The sequence below is a fragment of the Mesorhizobium sp. LSJC269B00 genome, assembly GCF_000502815.1.
GTDB lineage: Bacteria > Pseudomonadota > Alphaproteobacteria > Rhizobiales > Rhizobiaceae > Mesorhizobium.
The window spans coordinates 1-16,422 of record NZ_AYVN01000008.1 but is presented as its reverse complement, the minus strand read 5'-3'; the positions used below and the strand labels follow the sequence as shown (position 1 = coordinate 16,422).

Sequence of the window (16,422 nt, the reverse complement as noted above, 5' to 3'; positions counted from 1 at the left end):
TGATCCTGCTTTCCGGCCGCCCTTGCGGCGGCCGGAAGTTCGCAGTCACTCTTGACCGCCCATCCGGAAAGGTTTGCCACCATGTCTGACATCTCTGACGGACCGGTTTCGGCAGGCGAGCTGGTGCTCAGCCTGCGCGGCATCTCGAAGAATTTCGGCGCCGTTTCGGCGCTCACCGATATCGATCTCGATGTCCATGCCGGCGAGGTGGTGGCGCTGGTCGGCGACAATGGCGCCGGCAAGTCGACGCTGGTCAAGATTCTGGCCGGCGTCCACCAGCCGAGCTCGGGCACCATCAATTTCCGCGGCAGGCAGGTGACCATGCCTGACCCGAGTGCCGCGCTGACGCTCGGCATCGCCACCGTCTTCCAGGATCTCGCACTGTGCGAAAACCTCGACGTCGTCGCCAACATCTTTCTAGGCAAGGAGATCAACCCGCTGCGGCTGGACGAGGTGGCGATGGAAATTCGCGCCTGGACGCTGCTCAACGAATTGTCGGCGCGTATTCCAAGCGTCCGCGAGGCGGTCGCCTCGCTGTCCGGCGGCCAGCGCCAGACCGTGGCGATCGCCCGCTCGCTGCTGCTCGACCCCAAGGTCATCCTGCTCGACGAGCCGACCGCCGCTCTTGGCGTCGCCCAGACGGCGGAAGTGCTGAACCTCATCGACCGGGTGCGCGAGCGTGGGCTCGGCGTGCTGATGATCAGTCACAATATGGAGGACGTGCGCGCCGTCGCCGACCGCATCGTCGTGCTCAGGCTCGGCCGCAACAACGGCGTCTTCGAACCCGACGCCTCGAACCAGGAACTGGTCAGCGCCATCACCGGCGCCGCCAACAATGCAGTGTCGCGCCGCGCCGAACGGCGCAAGGCCGCCGAACAAGCGCACAACCAGGAGCAGCGGCCATGAGCGCGGAGCCCAAGCAGGACACCTCTTCGTCGACGGCGCTCGACCGCAGCGACGTCCGCGTCAAGCACCAGGCCGGCGTCGGTGGCGCCATCAGCGCCTTCTTCGACCGCGTCCGCTCCGGCGACCTCGGCTCGTTGCCGGTCATCGTCGGCCTGGTCATCATCTGGAGCGTGTTCACCGCGCTCAACCCGGTGTTCGTTTCGTCAAGCAACCTCGTTAATCTGTTGTTCGACTGCTCGACCGTCGGCGTCATCGCGCTCGGCATAGTCTTCGTGCTGATGGTCGGCGAGATCGACCTGTCGGTCGGCTCGATCAGCGGCTTTGCCTCGGCCATGGTGGGCACGCTGTGGGTCAACCAGGGCTGGCCGGTGGCGCTCGCCATCCTCGCCGCGATTGCCGTCGGCGGTTTCATCGGCGCGCTCTATGCCTTGCTGTTCAACCGGCTCGGCATGCCGAGTTTCGTCTCGACGCTGGCCGGCTTGCTCGCCGTGCTGGGCCTGCAGCTGTATATTCTGGGCTCCACCGGCTCGATCAATCTGCCCTATGGCTCGAACCTGGTGAATTTCGGCCAGTTGCTGGTCATGCCGGACTGGCTGTCCTATGCACTGGCGGCATTGCCCGGCATCGTCATGCTGATCACCGGCCTGCGCACCGTCAGCCGCCGCCGGGCCGTCAATTTGTCGGCGCCGTCTGTCGGCGGCCTCATCGTGCGCGTCGCCGCCCTGACCATCCTGCTAGAACTGATCGTCGGTTATCTCAACCAGGCGCGCGGCATACCGTGGATGTTCGGCCTGTTCGTCGGCCTGGTGGTGGCGATGAACTATGCGCTGACCCGCACCCAATGGGGCCGCTCGATGACCGCCGTCGGCGGCAACCGCGAAGCGGCGCGCCGGGCCGGCATCAAGGTGCGCTCGATCTACCTCAGCGCCTTCGTCATGTGCTCGATGTTTGCCGCCCTCGGCGGCGTCCTGTCGGCGGCGCGGCTGGCCTCCGCCAGCCAGCAGGCCGGCACCGGCGACGTCAACCTCAACGCCATTGCGGCGGCGGTCATAGGCGGCACCAGCCTGTTTGGCGGCCGTGGCAGCGCCTATTCCGCGCTGCTCGGCATCATCGTCATCCAGTCGATCGCCAGCGGGCTGACCTTGCTCGATCTGTCATCGTCGCTTCGCTACATGATCACCGGCGCCGTTCTGGCAATTGCGGTCATCGTCGACTCCCTGGCACGCCGCTCGCGGGTTTCCCACGGCCGAGCCTGAACCAACAGAGAATACGAGGATAGAAGAATGGCTCAGGATTTGAGTGGAAAAGTCGCGGCGATCACCGGCGCCGCGTCGGGCATAGGCCTGGAATGCGCGAGAGCGCTGATTGCCGCCGGCGTTCGCGTTGTGCTCGTCGATCGCGCCGAAGACGCGCTGAAAAGCGTCTGCACCGAACTCGGTCCCAACGCGATCCCGCTGGTGATCGATCTGATGAAGCCGGCCAGCGTCGCGACGATGATGCCGCAAATCCTGGACAAGGCAGGCCAGCTCGATATCTTCCACGCCAATGCCGGCGCCTATGTCGGCGGCCCGGTGCTCGAAGGCGACCCGGATGCCTGGGACCGCATGCTGAACCTCAACATCAATGCGGTCTTTCGTTCCATCCACGCCGTGCTGCCGCATATGGTCGAACGCAAGACCGGCGACATCATCGTCACGTCTTCGATCGCCGGACTGGTGCCCGTGGTCTGGGAGCCGATCTACACAGCGTCGAAACACGCCGTGCAGGCCTTCGTCCATACGGTGCGCCGCCAGGTCGCCCCGCACGGCCTGCGCGTCGGCGCGGTGCAGCCGGGGCCGGTGGTGACAGCGCTGATCAGCGATTGGCCGAAGGACAAGCTCGAGGATGAACTGGCCAAGGGCGGCCTGATTCAGCCGGTCGAGGTCGCCGAAGCCGTGCTGTTCATGCTGACGCGGCCAAGGAACGTCACCATCAGGGATCTGGTGATCCTGCCGCAGAGCAATGATTTGTGAGGCAGTAGGCGTTAGGCCTTAGGCGTTAGGCAGCAGGGAATGGGGAGAGGCTCTTGCAACTGACCATTCACTGCCGACCATCTCGCCTACTGCCTACTGCCTAACTTCTGAGGTTTCCCATGTCCCACTTCCTCGGCATCGACGTCGGCACTGGCAGTGCCAGGGCGGGGGTGTTCGACAGCAAGGGCACCATGCTTGCCTCGGCGAAGCGCGACATCGCTCTGTTCATCGAGCCCGGCGAAATCGCCGAACAGTCGAGCGAGGACATCTGGCGCGCGGTTTGCGCCAGCGTGCGCGAGGCGGTGACGGAGTCGGGGCTTGCCGGGCGCGACATTGCCGGCATTGGCTTCGACGCCACCTGTTCGCTGGTCGTGGTCGGCCAGGATGGCGCGCCGTTGCCGGCCGGCAGTTCCGGCGACAGCCAGCGCAACATCATCGTCTGGATGGATCACCGCGCGCTCGACCAGGCGCAGCGCATCAATGCCGGCAAGCACGCCGTGCTCGACTATGTCGGCGGCACCATCTCGCCGGAAATGGAAACGCCGAAGCTGCTGTGGCTGCGCGAGAACCTGCCCGCCACCTTCGATGCGGCCGAGCATTTCTTCGACCTGACGGACTATCTGACCTGGCGCTCAACCGGCAGCCTGGCGCGCTCGATCTGCACGCTGACCTGCAAATGGACCTATCTCGGTCATGAGCGGCGCTGGGACGACGCCTATTTCCGTGCCGTCGGCCTCGGCGCGCTCGCCGATGAAGGCTTTGCCCGCATCGGCACCGAAATCGTCGAAGGCGGCACGGCACTTGCCCAAGGCCTGACTGAGGCCGCCGCGGCCGATCTCGGCCTGCTGCCGGGAACGCCGGTTGCTGCCGGACTGATCGATGCCCATGCCGGGGGAGTCGGCACGGTTGGCGGGCAGGGCTCCGTCGGCACCTTGCAGTCGCGCATGGCCTATGTGTTCGGCACTTCGGCCTGCACCATGGCCAGCACCAGCGAGCCGGCCTTCGTGCCCGGCGTCTGGGGTCCGTATTTTTCCTCGATGGTGCCGGGGCTTTGGCTCAATGAAGGCGGGCAATCGGCGGCGGGTGCTGCAATCGACCACCTCGTCGCTTTCCATCCGGCCACGGCTGAGGCATCCGCAAAAGCCAAGGCGGAAGGTCTCGGCCTGACCGCTTGGCTTGGTCAGCAGGCGGCGAAACAGTCCGCCGACCTGTCCGCAGTAGCGCACCTGGCCGATGGACTGCATGTCGTGCCGGAATTCCTCGGCAACCGCTCGCCCTTCGCCGATCCCGAGTCCAAGGCCCTGATCGCCGGGCTTGGCATGGACACGTCCCTCGACAGTCTGGTCGCGCTCTATGTCGCCGGCCTGCTGGGCATCGGCTACGGCGTTCGCCAGATCCTGGCGGCGATGGCCAAAAAAGGCATTGCCATCGACACTATCGTCGTCAGCGGCGGTGCGGCGCAAAGCGAGCTGGTACGTCAGCTTTTGGCCGACACCACAGGCCTGACCGTCGCCGGTTCGACCTCGCCCGAACCGGTGCTGCTCGGCTCAGCCATATTGGCTGCGGTGGCGGCGCAAAAATTTCCCGATGTGATCGCGGCGATGACCGGCATGTCGCGCATCGGCGACATCTATCGCCCGGCCGGTGGCGACCTCGTGCCCTGGCACGACAAGCGCTTCGCCGCCTTCGAATTGCTGCAGCAGGCAGGCCGCGCCATCCGCGATTGAACGGCTTAGCTCACGTCCAGAAATAGCGGACGATGTGGAAGAACACCGGTGCGGCGAAGACCAGGCTGTCGGCGCGGTCCATCATGCCGCCGTGACCCTCGATCAGGTGACCCCAGTCCTTGACGCCCTGGTCGCGCTTGATCGCCGACGCCACCAGCCCGCCGAGGAACCCCATCAGGCAGGCGATGAAGGCGACGCCTGCCGCCGCGAGCGGCGAGAACGGCGTCAGGAACGACAGCAGCGCGCCGAGCAGGCTCGATGACACCAGCCCGCCGATCAGCCCTTCCCAAGTCTTTGATGGCGAAACGGACGGCGACAAAAAATGCCGGCCGAACAGCTTGCCGAAAATGTATTGCAGCACGTCGCTGCCTTGCACGGTGATGATCAGGAAGGCGATGAGCAGGAGGTTGCGGCCCTCGAAACCGGGCACGTTGAGCGTCAGCAGCGCCGGCACATGGCTGACGCAGTAGACCGAGATCATGACCGCCCATTGCTGCGCGGACACGCGCTCGAGGAAGCGCTCGGTGTCGCCGTTGAGCGCGGTGATCGCCGGCATCAAGAGGAAGCAGTAGACGGGGATGAAGATGGTGAACAGCCCGTACCAGGCGGTCCACACCAGCCAGTACTGGAAGGGAATGATGATGCCGAACATGCCGAGCAGCACCCAGTGGTCGCTGCGCCGGCTGTGCGTCAGCGTCACGAACTCGCGCAGCGCGGCAAACGAGATCAGCGCAAACAGGATGGTCATGCCGGTGCGGCCGAAGAAGAAGGCGACGGTGATCGCCAGCACCATCACCCACCAGGCGTTGATGCGCTGGTTCAAGTTGACGAGCGTCGAGGGCAGCGGCTTCGGCGCCCGCCATGAGAGGATACCGGCAACGATGCTCGCCATGGTGAGCACGCAGATCAGGCCGGCCAGCAGGATGACGGTTTCATGCATTGGCGGCAGTGTCATACGAAGTCTCTTTGCCTGGTCATGCTAGTGGTCCCGATCGGGACGCGGGTTGAGCGACAGCAGCGTCTGGCGCGCGCGCTCGAGGAAGGTGCGGCGTTCTTCGCCGGGCGCGATCGCCACCGGCGGACCAAAGACGACGCGGCACAAAAGCGGCACCGGTAGGAACTGGCCCTTGGGCAGCACGCGCGACATGTTCTCGATCCAGCACGGGATGAGTTCGACATCCGGCCGCGCCATCGACAGATTGTAGAGGCCGGAGCGGAACGGCAGCAGATCCGCCTCCGTCGTGTTGCGAGTGCCTTCGGGAAACAGGATCAGCGAGTGGCCGTCGTCGAGCACCGACAGCATGATCGAGATCGGGTGTTGCGTTTCGTCGGTCCACTGCCGGTGGATGAGCACGGACGACAGCATGTCCTGCGCGATGAAGCGGCGCAGCCGCGACTTGCCCCAATATTCGGCCGCCGCGATCGCATGGGTGCGGGCGCGCACCTTCTCGCTCAGACAAGCCGACAGCAGGATGAAATCACCATGGCTGGCATGGTTGGCGAAGTAGATGCGCTGCCGCTCCGACGGCTGGCTGCCGTTCCAGATTGGTCTGACGCCGGTTACCACCCAGGCCGCCGCCGACAGGCCGACCGACGTCACCGTCTGCAGCAAGGTGAAGGTGTTGGCGCGCAGGTGAAGTTTTGTCATGGCTCAAACAAATGCTGCGAAAAGGGATGCCGCAGCAAACATGGCGAGCGCCATGCGCTGCCTTGTCAGCAGGCGGCGCGTGCCTGCCATGCGATGGTCGAGCGAGCGGCCGCCGGCAGTGGTGGATTTCAGGCGCATGCGCGCCAGCACATCGTCGACCGCGGCACCCCCGGCGGCCTCGCTGGCGTGGCTTGCCATCAGCCGGAACAGCAGCGCATCGAACAAAAGCAAGGCCGAAAGAGCCAGCGTGGCCACGGCGCTCGCCGCCGTGACCAGCCAGGCCGCCGCGGACAGCGCTGTCGTCTGCGGCCCGGCCACCAGGCCGATGACCGGCGCTGCCATCACAGCCGCCACCACGAGCAGGATCGGCCACACCGCCTGCACCATCAGTCCGGCGGCGAATATTTCGGCGTTCTCGGGAAAATTCTCGCCACTCATGCCGGCCAACTCATGTCGGTTCTTCCAGCCCGATCTGAAGATGCACGGGCCTGCCCGACGCGGCGAGTTTCTTGCGCGCCTGTGCAGCTGTGTACGAGCGCCCCGTCACCACCAGCCAGTCGGCGACGATGGCCGCACTGCGCTGGAAGCCGAGCGCGCAGCAGACCAGGACGGTGCCGCGCCGGCGCGCCAGCTCGATCGCCGCCACCGCTCGCTCCAGCCTGTCGTGAGGCGGCGCCACGAGGTCGAGCATCGCGTAGCTGATCCAGCGGCAGGTCACGCCGCGCGGCCGTTCCATCTCGCCGGCAAGGTCGATCACTGTGCCGAAGCGGTTGGCCTCGTCGGCACTCGGAAACCGGCCGAGGAAAACACCGTCGGTGATCTCCGCTTGCGGCGCCAGTTGGCGGGTCCATACCCACACATTGATCCGGGCGCCAAGCCGGTAGGGCAGGAGCAGGATACGGTTGGCCAGTGAGACGCTACCATCGGCTGCCTTCTGGAACACTTTGGCGCCGGCCCCAGCATAGCCGAAGGCGACGATGGCCAGCGCCAATGCCGGCCACAACAGGATGAGAAAATCGGCGGAGACCAACGCGCCCTCGGCAGCGCCGGCCAGGGCAAGGGCCGCCCCCAGCCCGTAATAACCCGCCAGCCGCCGCGCCCTTGGGTCGGCGGTCAACCGAAAACCCCAGAATGGCAGCTCGCCCTTGGACGGAAACAGCCACAGCGCAAACAGGCCGAGCAGGGCGCCGGTCGGAATGTCGATGAAATGATGCTGCCAGGTCGTCAGCACCGAGGCGCCGATGAGAAAACACCAGACGTGCCAGACCGGGCGGAGAATGCCGCCGAGACGGTGACGTGCCAGAACGTGACGCCAATGGTCCCAGATGATCACCAGGAGTGCGATGTGCAGGGATGGCGCCTGGTTGAACGGCTTGTCGAAACCACCGAGCACTGCAAACAGGAAACCCGGCAGGCCGGTGGTTTCCGGCCGCACGAATGTCGCCGTCAGCGGGAACGCGATGAAGCAGGCGACGGCAATGATCTGCGCCGAGAGATAACGGCCGGCGAGCCGGTTGACACCGCGCCTGGTCGTGTTGAGCAGCAGCGATAGGCCGTAGAACAGATTGATCGACCAATAGGGCACGATCGTCCAGGCGACGAAAGGGATGGCGTGTTCCCAGGCAAACATGATGCTGCCGACATGGTCGCGCCGCGACGCCAGCCAGTTGGCAAAGCCATAGGTCGAATAGAAGAACGGCGCCAGCAGCGCCAGCCAAAGGGCGGCCCTCAGCACGATGCCCAAATAGGGTTCCCGCGCCGGGGCAGGGTCAGTGACAGGCAGGGCCATGGTCTCAGACGCGCCGTGCGACCGAGACGGTGAAGATGCCCCATTGGTCGATGCGCTGGTCGATCTTTTCGAAACCGGCAGCCGTCACCAACTGGTCCATCTCGCCCTGCGTGCGCCGCCGCATCACCCAGGCCTGGCCGCCGCGATGCGAGGTCAGGCTGCGCGCGATCATCTCCAGCTGCGGATGCCATGGCTGGTTGGTGTAGACGAGCAGGCTGCCGGACTGCATGGCGCTGGCCAGCCCGCCGAGCGAGCGGGAAATCATCGTGTTGTCGGCGAACAATTCGTAAAGCCCGGAGACGATGGCGAGGTCCGGCGCCGGCTTTTGCCCGGCCAGCATGTCGGCATCGAAGGCGTCGGCCTGGTGGAAGCTGACGCTGGTCGGCAGACGCCGCTCGGCGATCAGCTTCGAACCCAACCCGACATTGAGCTCGGAATAATCCTGCAGCCGCACGCTTGCTGGTGGTTCAGTGCATTTGGCGACGGCATCGAGCACATAGCGGCCGTGACCGGCGGCGATGTCGAGCATGTGGACGGGACGGCCGGCTGCCTTCAGGCTGGCGGCGGCGTTGCCGATCAGCTCTTCCAGATGCAGCTTGCGCTGGCGGATGCCGCGCCAGCCGATGGCGTCGAGGAAGGTGCGGTCGATCATGCGGCCGATGAAGCCGATGCCGCGCGCGTCGTTCTCGTAGACATAGTCGAGCGTCGAGCCGGAATCGAAGCCGGTGGCGATGCCAATCTTCATGCCCGAAGACAGCCAGGCGCCGATGCCGATCGAGGCGCGGCTTATCGCCCAGTAGATACCCTTTGGCGACAGCAGCGCCAGCGGCGAGGCCAGCCTCTCGGCCTCGTCGCGGGTGTAGCCGGCGCGGTCGGCCTGAAGCAAGTAGATGGTTTTCTCCGGCGTGGCAAATTGCTTTTCGAGGAATGGCCGGATCAGGTCCAGCGCCTGCTTGCGATCGCGCTCGCCCAGCGTGTCGTGGAAGAAGCCGGGCAGCACATGCCGCTCCTTGGCGCTGCTGCCGAGATTGACGAAGAACTCGTGCTGCGGTCCATGCCGCACCACCCAATCGCTGCCGGAGATCAAGAGCTGCGTCGGCACGGTGATGGCGCGCGCGTCCGAGACGATGCGGGCAGCGTGGTCGTAAAGCTCGACCAGGATGTTGGAGGCGATCGGTCGCGTGATCAGCGGATCGGCGTCGAAGGAAGCGATGCGCTCGGCATCATGCGTCAGGAACTTCGCCTTGACGTAGGAATTGACGAAGAAGCGGCCCTTGAGCTTCTGCCACAGCGCAATGCCCTCTTTGGCGAAGGGCACGTAGAGCTTGACCGAAAAGGCCGGTGAAGCCACCACCAGCGCGCGGATGTCGGGCGCATAGTCATGCACCCAGGCAGCAGCCAGCACGGCGCCGAACGACTGCGCGATCAGCGCGATGTCGCGCTGGCCAAAACCATCCCGGCCGATCTCACGCACCAGGCAGTCGATGTCACGAACCAGGGCGGCAAAGGATGGCGCATAGCCGCGCTCGCCGGCCGAGCGGCCATTGCCGCGCACGTCCCAGGCGTAGAAGGCATGGTCGGGCATGGCGAGTTCGTCGACCAGATGCGCCATGCGGCCGCCATGCTCGTGGCCGCGATGGAACAGAAGGATCGCACCCTTTGGCGTCGACCCGGCGGCCGGCCAGTAGCGGTAGAAGATCTCGGTGCCGTCATGGCTCTTGAACGTGCGCTCCAGCGCGATGCGCTCGAGGCTTGCCGGTGCTCCGGCTGCAATGGTCTGGTGGATCATGGTTTCCCTCTGGCGGTCGGGCGCCTGACGCTTTGGCATCATGCGCCGCCCGCTCTAAGGCCGCCGCGTATCCGGTTGATGGCGGTTACGACTGACAGTGTAGCCATGACCGGAAACACAAAGGGCACAATCGCTTGGAACCACAGGCCGCAGGCGATGAGGAAGGCGATGACGCCGAGCGCCAGGGCCCGGTCGCTCTTGCCGAACGGCCCGGCATAGTTGCGCCCGCTGCCTGCGGCAACGCCAAGCACGCCGGCGAACTCGACCAGCATGGCGGTAATAGCGAAGGCGACGACACCCCAGGCCGGGAACAAGGTGGCAAAGGCCAGGATCAGCGCCAGGTCCGAGACGACGTCGCAGAGTTCGTTGAGATACATGCCGAGTTTTGATGCTTGTCCATGTTCCCTGGCCAGCATCCCGTCAATGGCGTTGAGCGCCATGCGCACAAACAGCACCACCGGCATCAACAGGAACACCAGGGGACGGAAGGCAAAGGCAGTGACCACCAGGCCTGTGGCGATGGACAGTGCTGCGGCGAGAAGCGTGATCTGGTTGGCGGTGACGCCGGCATCGGCCAGCCGGTCGGCCAACGGCCGCAGCCTGGCCTGAAAGGCCGGTTTCAGTTGATAAAGCGTTGGCATGTGCGATCCCCCAACCGCGGCTCATGACAGTGTCGGCCAGATTGGTCAATCGGCAGGCAGGGCGCAAGGGCTCGCACCAGCATCCGCACCGTTGCGGGACTCGAAACTCCCGGCATGGATGCAGAGGCGCAGCCGAAGATCTCGGCCAAGCAGGATGTTGCGCGCTACAAACCGCCTCGCAAATGATAACTTTACAAATACTCGTATTTATGTGAAGTAAATCACTGAAAGGTCGATCATGACAAACAGTCGCTTCGCCACCCGCCTGAATTCCTTCGCCTCGCGGCCGCAAGCCGAATGGCCTGATCTCACCGGCAAGCCGTCCATGCTGCAGATGGCCACTCGCGCGGCCAAGGTCGACGGGTTGACCGATCTTGATCTTAATTTCCCCGATCATGTCAGTGAAAAGCCGGCTGAAATCGCCCGAAAGCTCGGCGATTTCGGGCTTTCCATCAATGGCTTTGCCATGCGTTACTACTCCAATCCGGCCTTCAAGCTCGGCGCCTTCACCAATCCGGACCCGGCGGTGCGCCGCGAAGCCATCGACTTGACCAAGGCCGGTATCGATGCGGTGCGCGCGGCCGGCGCCAGTCTGATGACGCTGTGGCTGGGCCAGGATGGCTTCGACTATGCATTTCAAACTGACTATGCGACGCTCTGGCAGCACGAAATCGAGGGGATTCGTGAAGTTGCCGCGCATGATCCCGGCTGCCAGATCAGCCTGGAGTACAAGCCTAACGAACCGCGCTCCTACTCGCTGATGCCGGATGCGGCGACCACCTTGCTGGCGATCCGCGAGGTCGGCCTACCCAATCTCGGCGTCACGCTCGATTTCGCCCATGTGCTCTATGCCGACGAACAGCCGGCCTTCGCCGCGGCGCTGATCGCTCGCCACAGCAAGCTGCTCGGCGTCCATCTCAACGATGGCTATGCCAAGCGCGACGACGGCCTGATGGTCGGCGCGGTGCACACGCTGCAGACCATCGAACTGCTGTGCCAGATCCGTCGCGACGGCTACGCCGGCGCCATCTACTTCGACACTTTCCCCGACATGACCGGGCTCGATCCGGTGCGCGAATGCGAAGTCAACATCGCCACCGTCAAGCGCCTGCTGCGCGTTGTCGACCGGCTGGAGAAGGATAACCGCCTGTCCGCCGCGATGGCCAGCCAGGACGCCGTGACGTCGCAGGCTATCGTCCAGGAAGCCATGCTCGGGCCGGAGACGAGGGGACGTGGATGACGTTGAGCAATCTCGATCTGAAAGCCGTGGGGCCGCGCATCCGCATGATGATGCCGCATCTCACCCCGCTTGAGGCCAAGGTGGTGGAAACCGTCTTCGGCCGGCGCGGTTTCGACGAGACCATTCCGCTCAAGCAGATCGCCGAGGAGGCCGGCGTGTCGGAGGCGATGGTGGTCAAGATCGCCAAGAAACTCGGCTTCTCCGGCTACCGCGACTTCCGCACCGCCGTCTATGAATACAGCCGCCTCCCGACCGCCGAGATGCACCAGGAACTGTCGGTCGACGACAGCTCGGCCGAGATCGTGCAGAAAGTGTTCCGCACCTCGATCCAGGCGCTGGAGGAGACGCTCGCGATCCTCGACATGGACGATTTCGACCGTGCCGCCGATCTGCTCTACCGCGCCAGGAACCGCGATTTTTATGGCGTCGGCGGCTCCGCCCAGATCGCCCGCGACGTCTCGCACAAATTCCTACGCATCGGCATCCGCGCGTCTGTCTATGACGACTCGCACATGATGCTGATGTCGGCCTCGCTCCTCGGCGCCGACGACATCGCCGTCGGCTTCTCGCATTCCGGCAACACGTCGGCCGTCATCGACGCCATCCATCTTGCCCGCAAGAGCGGCGCCCGCACGCTGGCCATCACCAACTACGACAACTCGCCGCTGGCCCAGATTGCCGACATCGTGCTGTGCTCGACCGCGCAAGGCTCGCCGCTGATGGGCGAAAACGCGGCGGCGCGCATCGCGCAGCTCAACATCCTCGACGCTTTGTTCGTGGCGGTGGCGCAGCGCGACTATCAGGCGGCGGAGCGCAATCTCGGCCGCACCATGTCGGCCGTCACCTCGAAACGAAAAGACCGGGGCACATGACGGTTCCGCTGGTCACCGTCTTCGGCAGCCTGCACTACGACATCATGGTCGACGCGCCCGACCGTCCACGCAAGGGCGAGACGGTGACCGGCCATGCCTGGCAGCCGAAATGCGGTGGCAAGGGCGGCAACCAGGCGGTCTCGGCGGCACGCGCCGGCGTGCGTGCGGCGATGATCGGCGCCGTCGGCGACGACGATTTCGGCACGGCGCTGCTGGCCAATCTAGATCGCGCCGGCGTCGATCGCCGCTTCGTGCGCGTGGCGGCAGGCGCAGGCTCCGGCATGAGCGTGGCGATCTTCGACAGCGATGGCGACTATGGTGCGGTGATCGTCTCCGGCAGCAATCTCACGCTGGACGATGATGACGTCGTGGCAGCAAGGGAGGTGGTGGTACAGACGGCAGTGCTGTTGCTGCAAAACGAAGTGCCCGACGCCGCAAACATCGCTGCCGCGCGCGCGGTGAAGGCATCCGGCGGCCGCGTCGTGCTCAACGCCGCACCGGCGCGAACACTGTCGGCCGAATTGACCGCGCTGATAGACATCGTCATCGTCAACGCCATCGAAGCGGAATTTTTGGCCGGCGTTCCGGTCGTCGATACGCTCGCCGGCGCAACCGAAGCCGCGCGGCGGCTGATCGATACCTACCCCTCGGCGATCGTCACCGCCGGCGGCGAAGGTGTCGCCTATTGCGACCGGACCGGCGCGGCCTTCGCACTGGCGGCCGTCCCGGTCAAGGTCGTCAGCACCCATGGCGCCGGCGACGAATTCGTCGGCGCCTTCGCGGCAGGCCTTGCGCGTGGCCATCAGATGGAAGCGGCGATTGCCACGGCCAATGCCGCCGCCGCCTTGCTGGTGGCGACACCGGAGGGAGAGCGCAGCTCGCGTTGAAAACTCGCGCCCCATATTGCCGCCTCCAAACCCGTGCCCTCGTCGATGAGCGAAACGGCAAACCGGGCGCGGCGAGAACCTGCTTGGCTTTGCCCTGACGGAGGCGCGGGACCAAGCTGCGTGGTCGAAAGTAGGGAGCTTCAGTCCGCGTCGCCGGCCGAACTTTTGCCGCACTGCGCCAGCGCCTTACCGATCGCAGCGCTCGAGCCCGTCAGCGGAAAGCTGTTCTCGCCATATTTGTCGGCCGTAACCGTGACGTCGCCCTTGCCGCGCAACAGGCCGAGCAGTGGATCGTCTTTGCTCAGCTCAGCCGTGAAGTAATTATACATGGCCTCGAGGTCGAGCTTTTTGGTCACGCTCTTGTCACCGCCCTTGAAGGTGAAGGAAGCGCTGATGCCGGGTTCCAGCTGCTGGCCGGCCGCACCCAGATCGTAGCTCAGCACCGGCTTGTCGAAACAGACGAGCATCAGATGCGCATCGGCCTTCGGTCCGCCGCACACCGAAGCCGTCAGCACGCTGCCGCCTTCGTCTTCTTCCATCTTGGCGCTCCAGTTGCAGGATGCGGCAAAAGCCGGCTGCGCGGCTTGCAGCGCGGCCAGAACGGAACCTGCCATCATGAACTTCGCCAATGCACTTTGCATGATCCCCTCCCAAGCTACATTCAACGAGATCATACAGGACAAAAGGCCTGGTGACAGCGGCATATGCCGTCTTAGCCCCCGGCGCGCCCCATTGATCAAGCCTTTGAGACCGGCCTCGACGTCCAGGGCGGCTCCGGCGCGAAGCGCTTGCCGATCCACTCGGCGAAGGCGCGTGTCTTGGCGGCTTGTCCCTTGGCCGAGGGCATGACGACATAGACCGCGCCTTCGTCGGCCAGCGTCCAGTCCGCCAGCACCGGCACCAGCCGTCCGTCGGCGAGTTCGCGTCCGACAAGCCAGTCGGTGCTCATCATCAGGCCGAGGCCTTGCACCGCGGCTTCGACCAGCACCTCGGCATCGTCGCACACCATCGGCCCCGAGACGTCGACGTTGACGCGGCGTCCCGAACTGTCGGTCATCTCCCAGGTTGGAAAGGTCTGGAAGCCGGAGAAGCCGAGGCAGGCGTGTTCTGTGAGCGCTTCCGGCGCTTCCGGCGTGCCCCGGCGGGCGAGGTAGGAGGGAGCAGCGCACAGCAACCGCCGCCGTGTCGCGATCTTGCGCGCCACCAGGCGCGAGTCCTCCAGCGCGCCGAGACGGACGGCGACATCGAAGTTCTCTGCAACGAGATCGACGAACCGGTTGGAGAACTCGGCCTCGATGCGGACATCCGGGAACGTCGCTAGAAATTGCGGCAGCAGCGGCCCGATCCACATACGGCCAAAGGTTCCCGGCATCGCCAGCCGCAGCAAGCCCCGCGGAGCCCCGCTGGCATGCGCGGAAGCAGCAGCCTCAGCTTCGTCTACCGAGGCGAGGATGGCGCGGACACGCACCAGGAACTCCGCTCCGGCCTCCGTCAACGACACGCTTCGGGTGGTCCGGTGCAGCAGCCGCACGCCGAGCCGCTCCTCCAGCGATTGCAGGCGGCGTGACAGAACCGTCGAGTCGCGCCCGACGCGCAACGCTGCCTTGGTGAAGGAGCGCGCTTCCGTGATGGCCGCAAAGGCGGCCATTTCGGCAAGGCTGGCGGGGTCGTGTGATTGCTGCATAAAGCACAGGATTCAAATGTAAAAATTCCAGATTATCTGCTTGTAGCGCAGCAGATAGCTTCACTCAATCCTGACGATTGACCCCTTAAACAGGAATGCGTGAGCCATGAAAGCCATCGAACTGACCGCCGCCAAGCTGGACGCCTTTCGCGCCACCACCATTGCCACGCCTGAACCGCAGCGCGGCGAAGTGCTGATCCGCCAGCGCGCCGCGAGCCTGAATTTCGTCGATGTGGCGGTGGCCAGCGGCAATTATCGCGTGCCCGGCTTTCCGCTCATTCCCGTCGCCGACGGCGCCGGCGAGATCGTCGCGCTGGGGGAGGGCGTTACGGATTTCGCCGTCGGCGATCGCGTCGTTGCCCATGCCAAGCCGCGCTGGATCGGCGGTCCGCCCCGGCCTAACGAGATGACGCAGATGCGCGGAATTTCGCTGCCGGGGTCGCTCGCCGAATATGTCGCGCTGCCGGCCAACTCGCTCGTGCCGGTACCGGCTCGTCTCTCCTTCGAGGCGGCGTCGACCCTGCCGATCGCCGCGACCACCGCCTGGAACGCCGTCCGCGCCGCCGATGTCGGGCCGGGCTCGGTCGTCGTGCTGCTCGGCACCGGCGGCGTCTCCATCTTCACCCTTCAGCTGGCGAAAGCCGCCGGCGCAACCGTCATCATCACTTCTTCGTCGGACGAGAAGCTGGAGCGGGCGAAGGCACTCGGCGCCGATCATCTCATCAACTACCGCGCAACGCCCGACTGGGACGGCAAGGTGCTGGAACTGACCGGCGGCCTCGGCGCCGACCTCGTCGTCGAGACCGCCGGCACCGCCACCTTCGCCCGCGCCGTCAACGCCACCGCGCCTGGCGGCACGCTGTTCACCATCGGTTTCGTCACCGGCGCCGAGGCCACGGTCGACCTGCTGCCGATCATCATCAAGGCACTGAAGGTGGTCGGCAACAACACCGGGTCGGTATCTGACCTTCGCGCCGCCGTCCGCGCCATCGCCGCCGCCCGCATCGACCCGGTCGTCGACAAGGTGTTCAGCCAGGAGCAGGCGGCCGAAGCCTACGCGCACATGGCGGCAGGCGGGCAGCATTTCGGCAAGCTTGCGTTCAAGCTCGACTGGTAACCGAGGCGCGCGAGCTGCCAATCTCCCCCCTTGAGGGCATAGGCGCTAAGATAGGTATTGCCCTGCGGAATCGGGTGTGATTCTACACTGCGATGACACACGAATCGCTT

General features: G+C 65.2%; 16 protein-coding genes. 8 read left to right on the top strand and 8 right to left on the bottom strand.

Features of this window, described 5'->3' with window-relative positions; all coding sequences use genetic code 11:
- Window positions 1–81 precede the first annotated feature (81 nt).
- The 4 genes from X771_RS145695 (at window position 82) to X771_RS145710 (ending at window position 4,645) form a co-directional block, all read left to right on the top strand.
- Window positions 82–906, top strand: coding sequence for an ATP-binding cassette domain-containing protein (locus X771_RS145695; protein ID WP_023688990.1), 825 nt, complete (start codon window positions 82–84; stop codon window positions 904–906).
- A complete protein-coding gene (locus X771_RS145700) occupies window positions 903–2,162 on the top strand; it encodes an ABC transporter permease (protein ID WP_023688989.1) in 1,260 nt (419 codons plus the stop codon). Before X771_RS145695 ends, X771_RS145700 begins: the two co-directional genes overlap by 4 nt.
- Window positions 2,163–2,189: 27 nt before the next feature.
- Window positions 2,190–2,918: an SDR family oxidoreductase gene (locus X771_RS145705; protein ID WP_023688988.1), complete on the top strand. Its 729-nt coding sequence runs from the start codon at window positions 2,190–2,192 to the stop codon at window positions 2,916–2,918.
- Window positions 2,919–3,037: 119 nt separating this feature from the next.
- Window positions 3,038–4,645, top strand: a complete 1,608-nt coding sequence (locus X771_RS145710; RefSeq protein ID WP_023688987.1) for an FGGY-family carbohydrate kinase — start codon at window positions 3,038–3,040, stop codon at window positions 4,643–4,645.
- 10 nt (window positions 4,646–4,655) lie between these two features.
- On the opposite strand, the gene X771_RS145715 is transcribed toward X771_RS145710, so the two are convergent.
- Genes X771_RS145715 through X771_RS145740 form a run of 6 tightly spaced genes read right to left on the bottom strand, consistent with a single transcriptional unit; the run spans window position 4,656 to window position 10,512 of the window.
- Entirely contained in the window at window positions 4,656–5,585 is a 930-nt protein-coding gene (locus X771_RS145715) for a phosphatidate cytidylyltransferase (protein WP_031201228.1), read from the bottom strand.
- A 39-nt stretch (window positions 5,586–5,624) separates the two neighbouring features.
- A complete protein-coding gene (locus tag X771_RS145720) occupies window positions 5,625–6,293 on the bottom strand; it encodes a lysophospholipid acyltransferase family protein (protein WP_023672504.1) in 669 nt (222 codons plus the stop codon).
- A 3-nt stretch (window positions 6,294–6,296) separates the two neighbouring features.
- Complete coding sequence (locus tag X771_RS145725; RefSeq protein WP_023688985.1) at window positions 6,297–6,731, bottom strand: hypothetical protein; 435 nt, start codon at window positions 6,729–6,731, stop codon at window positions 6,297–6,299.
- Window positions 6,732–6,741: 10 nt separating this feature from the next.
- Window positions 6,742–8,082 (bottom strand): phosphatase PAP2/dual specificity phosphatase family protein, encoded by a 1,341-nt coding sequence (locus X771_RS145730; RefSeq protein WP_023688984.1) that lies wholly within the window; start codon window positions 8,080–8,082, stop codon window positions 6,742–6,744.
- A 4-nt stretch (window positions 8,083–8,086) separates the two neighbouring features.
- Window positions 8,087–9,871 (bottom strand): bifunctional alpha/beta hydrolase/class I SAM-dependent methyltransferase, encoded by a 1,785-nt coding sequence (locus X771_RS145735; RefSeq protein WP_023688983.1) that lies wholly within the window; start codon window positions 9,869–9,871, stop codon window positions 8,087–8,089.
- 38 nt (window positions 9,872–9,909) lie between these two features.
- The gene (locus tag X771_RS145740; RefSeq protein ID WP_023688982.1) at window positions 9,910–10,512 is read right to left on the bottom strand and encodes a CDP-alcohol phosphatidyltransferase family protein; all 603 of its coding nucleotides are present in this window, start codon (window positions 10,510–10,512) and stop codon (window positions 9,910–9,912) included.
- A 238-nt stretch (window positions 10,513–10,750) separates the two neighbouring features.
- On the opposite strand from X771_RS145740, the gene X771_RS145745 reads away from it, so the two are divergent.
- Genes X771_RS145745 through X771_RS145755 form a run of 3 tightly spaced genes read left to right on the top strand, consistent with a single transcriptional unit; the run spans window position 10,751 to window position 13,511 of the window.
- Window positions 10,751–11,752: a sugar phosphate isomerase/epimerase family protein gene (locus tag X771_RS145745; protein WP_023672509.1), complete on the top strand. Its 1,002-nt coding sequence runs from the start codon at window positions 10,751–10,753 to the stop codon at window positions 11,750–11,752.
- Window positions 11,749–12,624: a MurR/RpiR family transcriptional regulator gene (locus X771_RS145750; protein WP_023672510.1), complete on the top strand. Its 876-nt coding sequence runs from the start codon at window positions 11,749–11,751 to the stop codon at window positions 12,622–12,624. Before X771_RS145745 ends, X771_RS145750 begins: the two co-directional genes overlap by 4 nt.
- Complete coding sequence (locus tag X771_RS145755) at window positions 12,621–13,511, top strand: ribokinase (RefSeq protein WP_023688981.1); 891 nt, start codon at window positions 12,621–12,623, stop codon at window positions 13,509–13,511. The genes X771_RS145750 and X771_RS145755 overlap by 4 nt, the downstream gene beginning before the upstream one ends.
- A gap of 140 nt (window positions 13,512–13,651) precedes the next feature.
- Here X771_RS145755 and X771_RS145760 read toward each other — a convergent pair whose 3' ends face one another.
- Window positions 13,652–14,152: a hypothetical protein gene (locus tag X771_RS145760; RefSeq protein ID WP_245262689.1), complete on the bottom strand. Its 501-nt coding sequence runs from the start codon at window positions 14,150–14,152 to the stop codon at window positions 13,652–13,654.
- 95 nt (window positions 14,153–14,247) lie between these two features.
- Entirely contained in the window at window positions 14,248–15,195 is a 948-nt protein-coding gene (locus X771_RS145765) for a LysR family transcriptional regulator (RefSeq protein ID WP_023688979.1), read from the bottom strand.
- Between the two features lie 106 nt (window positions 15,196–15,301).
- Here X771_RS145765 and X771_RS145770 point away from each other — a divergent pair, with 106 nt between their 5' ends.
- Entirely contained in the window at window positions 15,302–16,312 is a 1,011-nt protein-coding gene (locus tag X771_RS145770) for an NAD(P)-dependent alcohol dehydrogenase (RefSeq protein WP_023688978.1), read from the top strand.
- Window positions 16,313–16,422 lie beyond the last annotated feature (110 nt).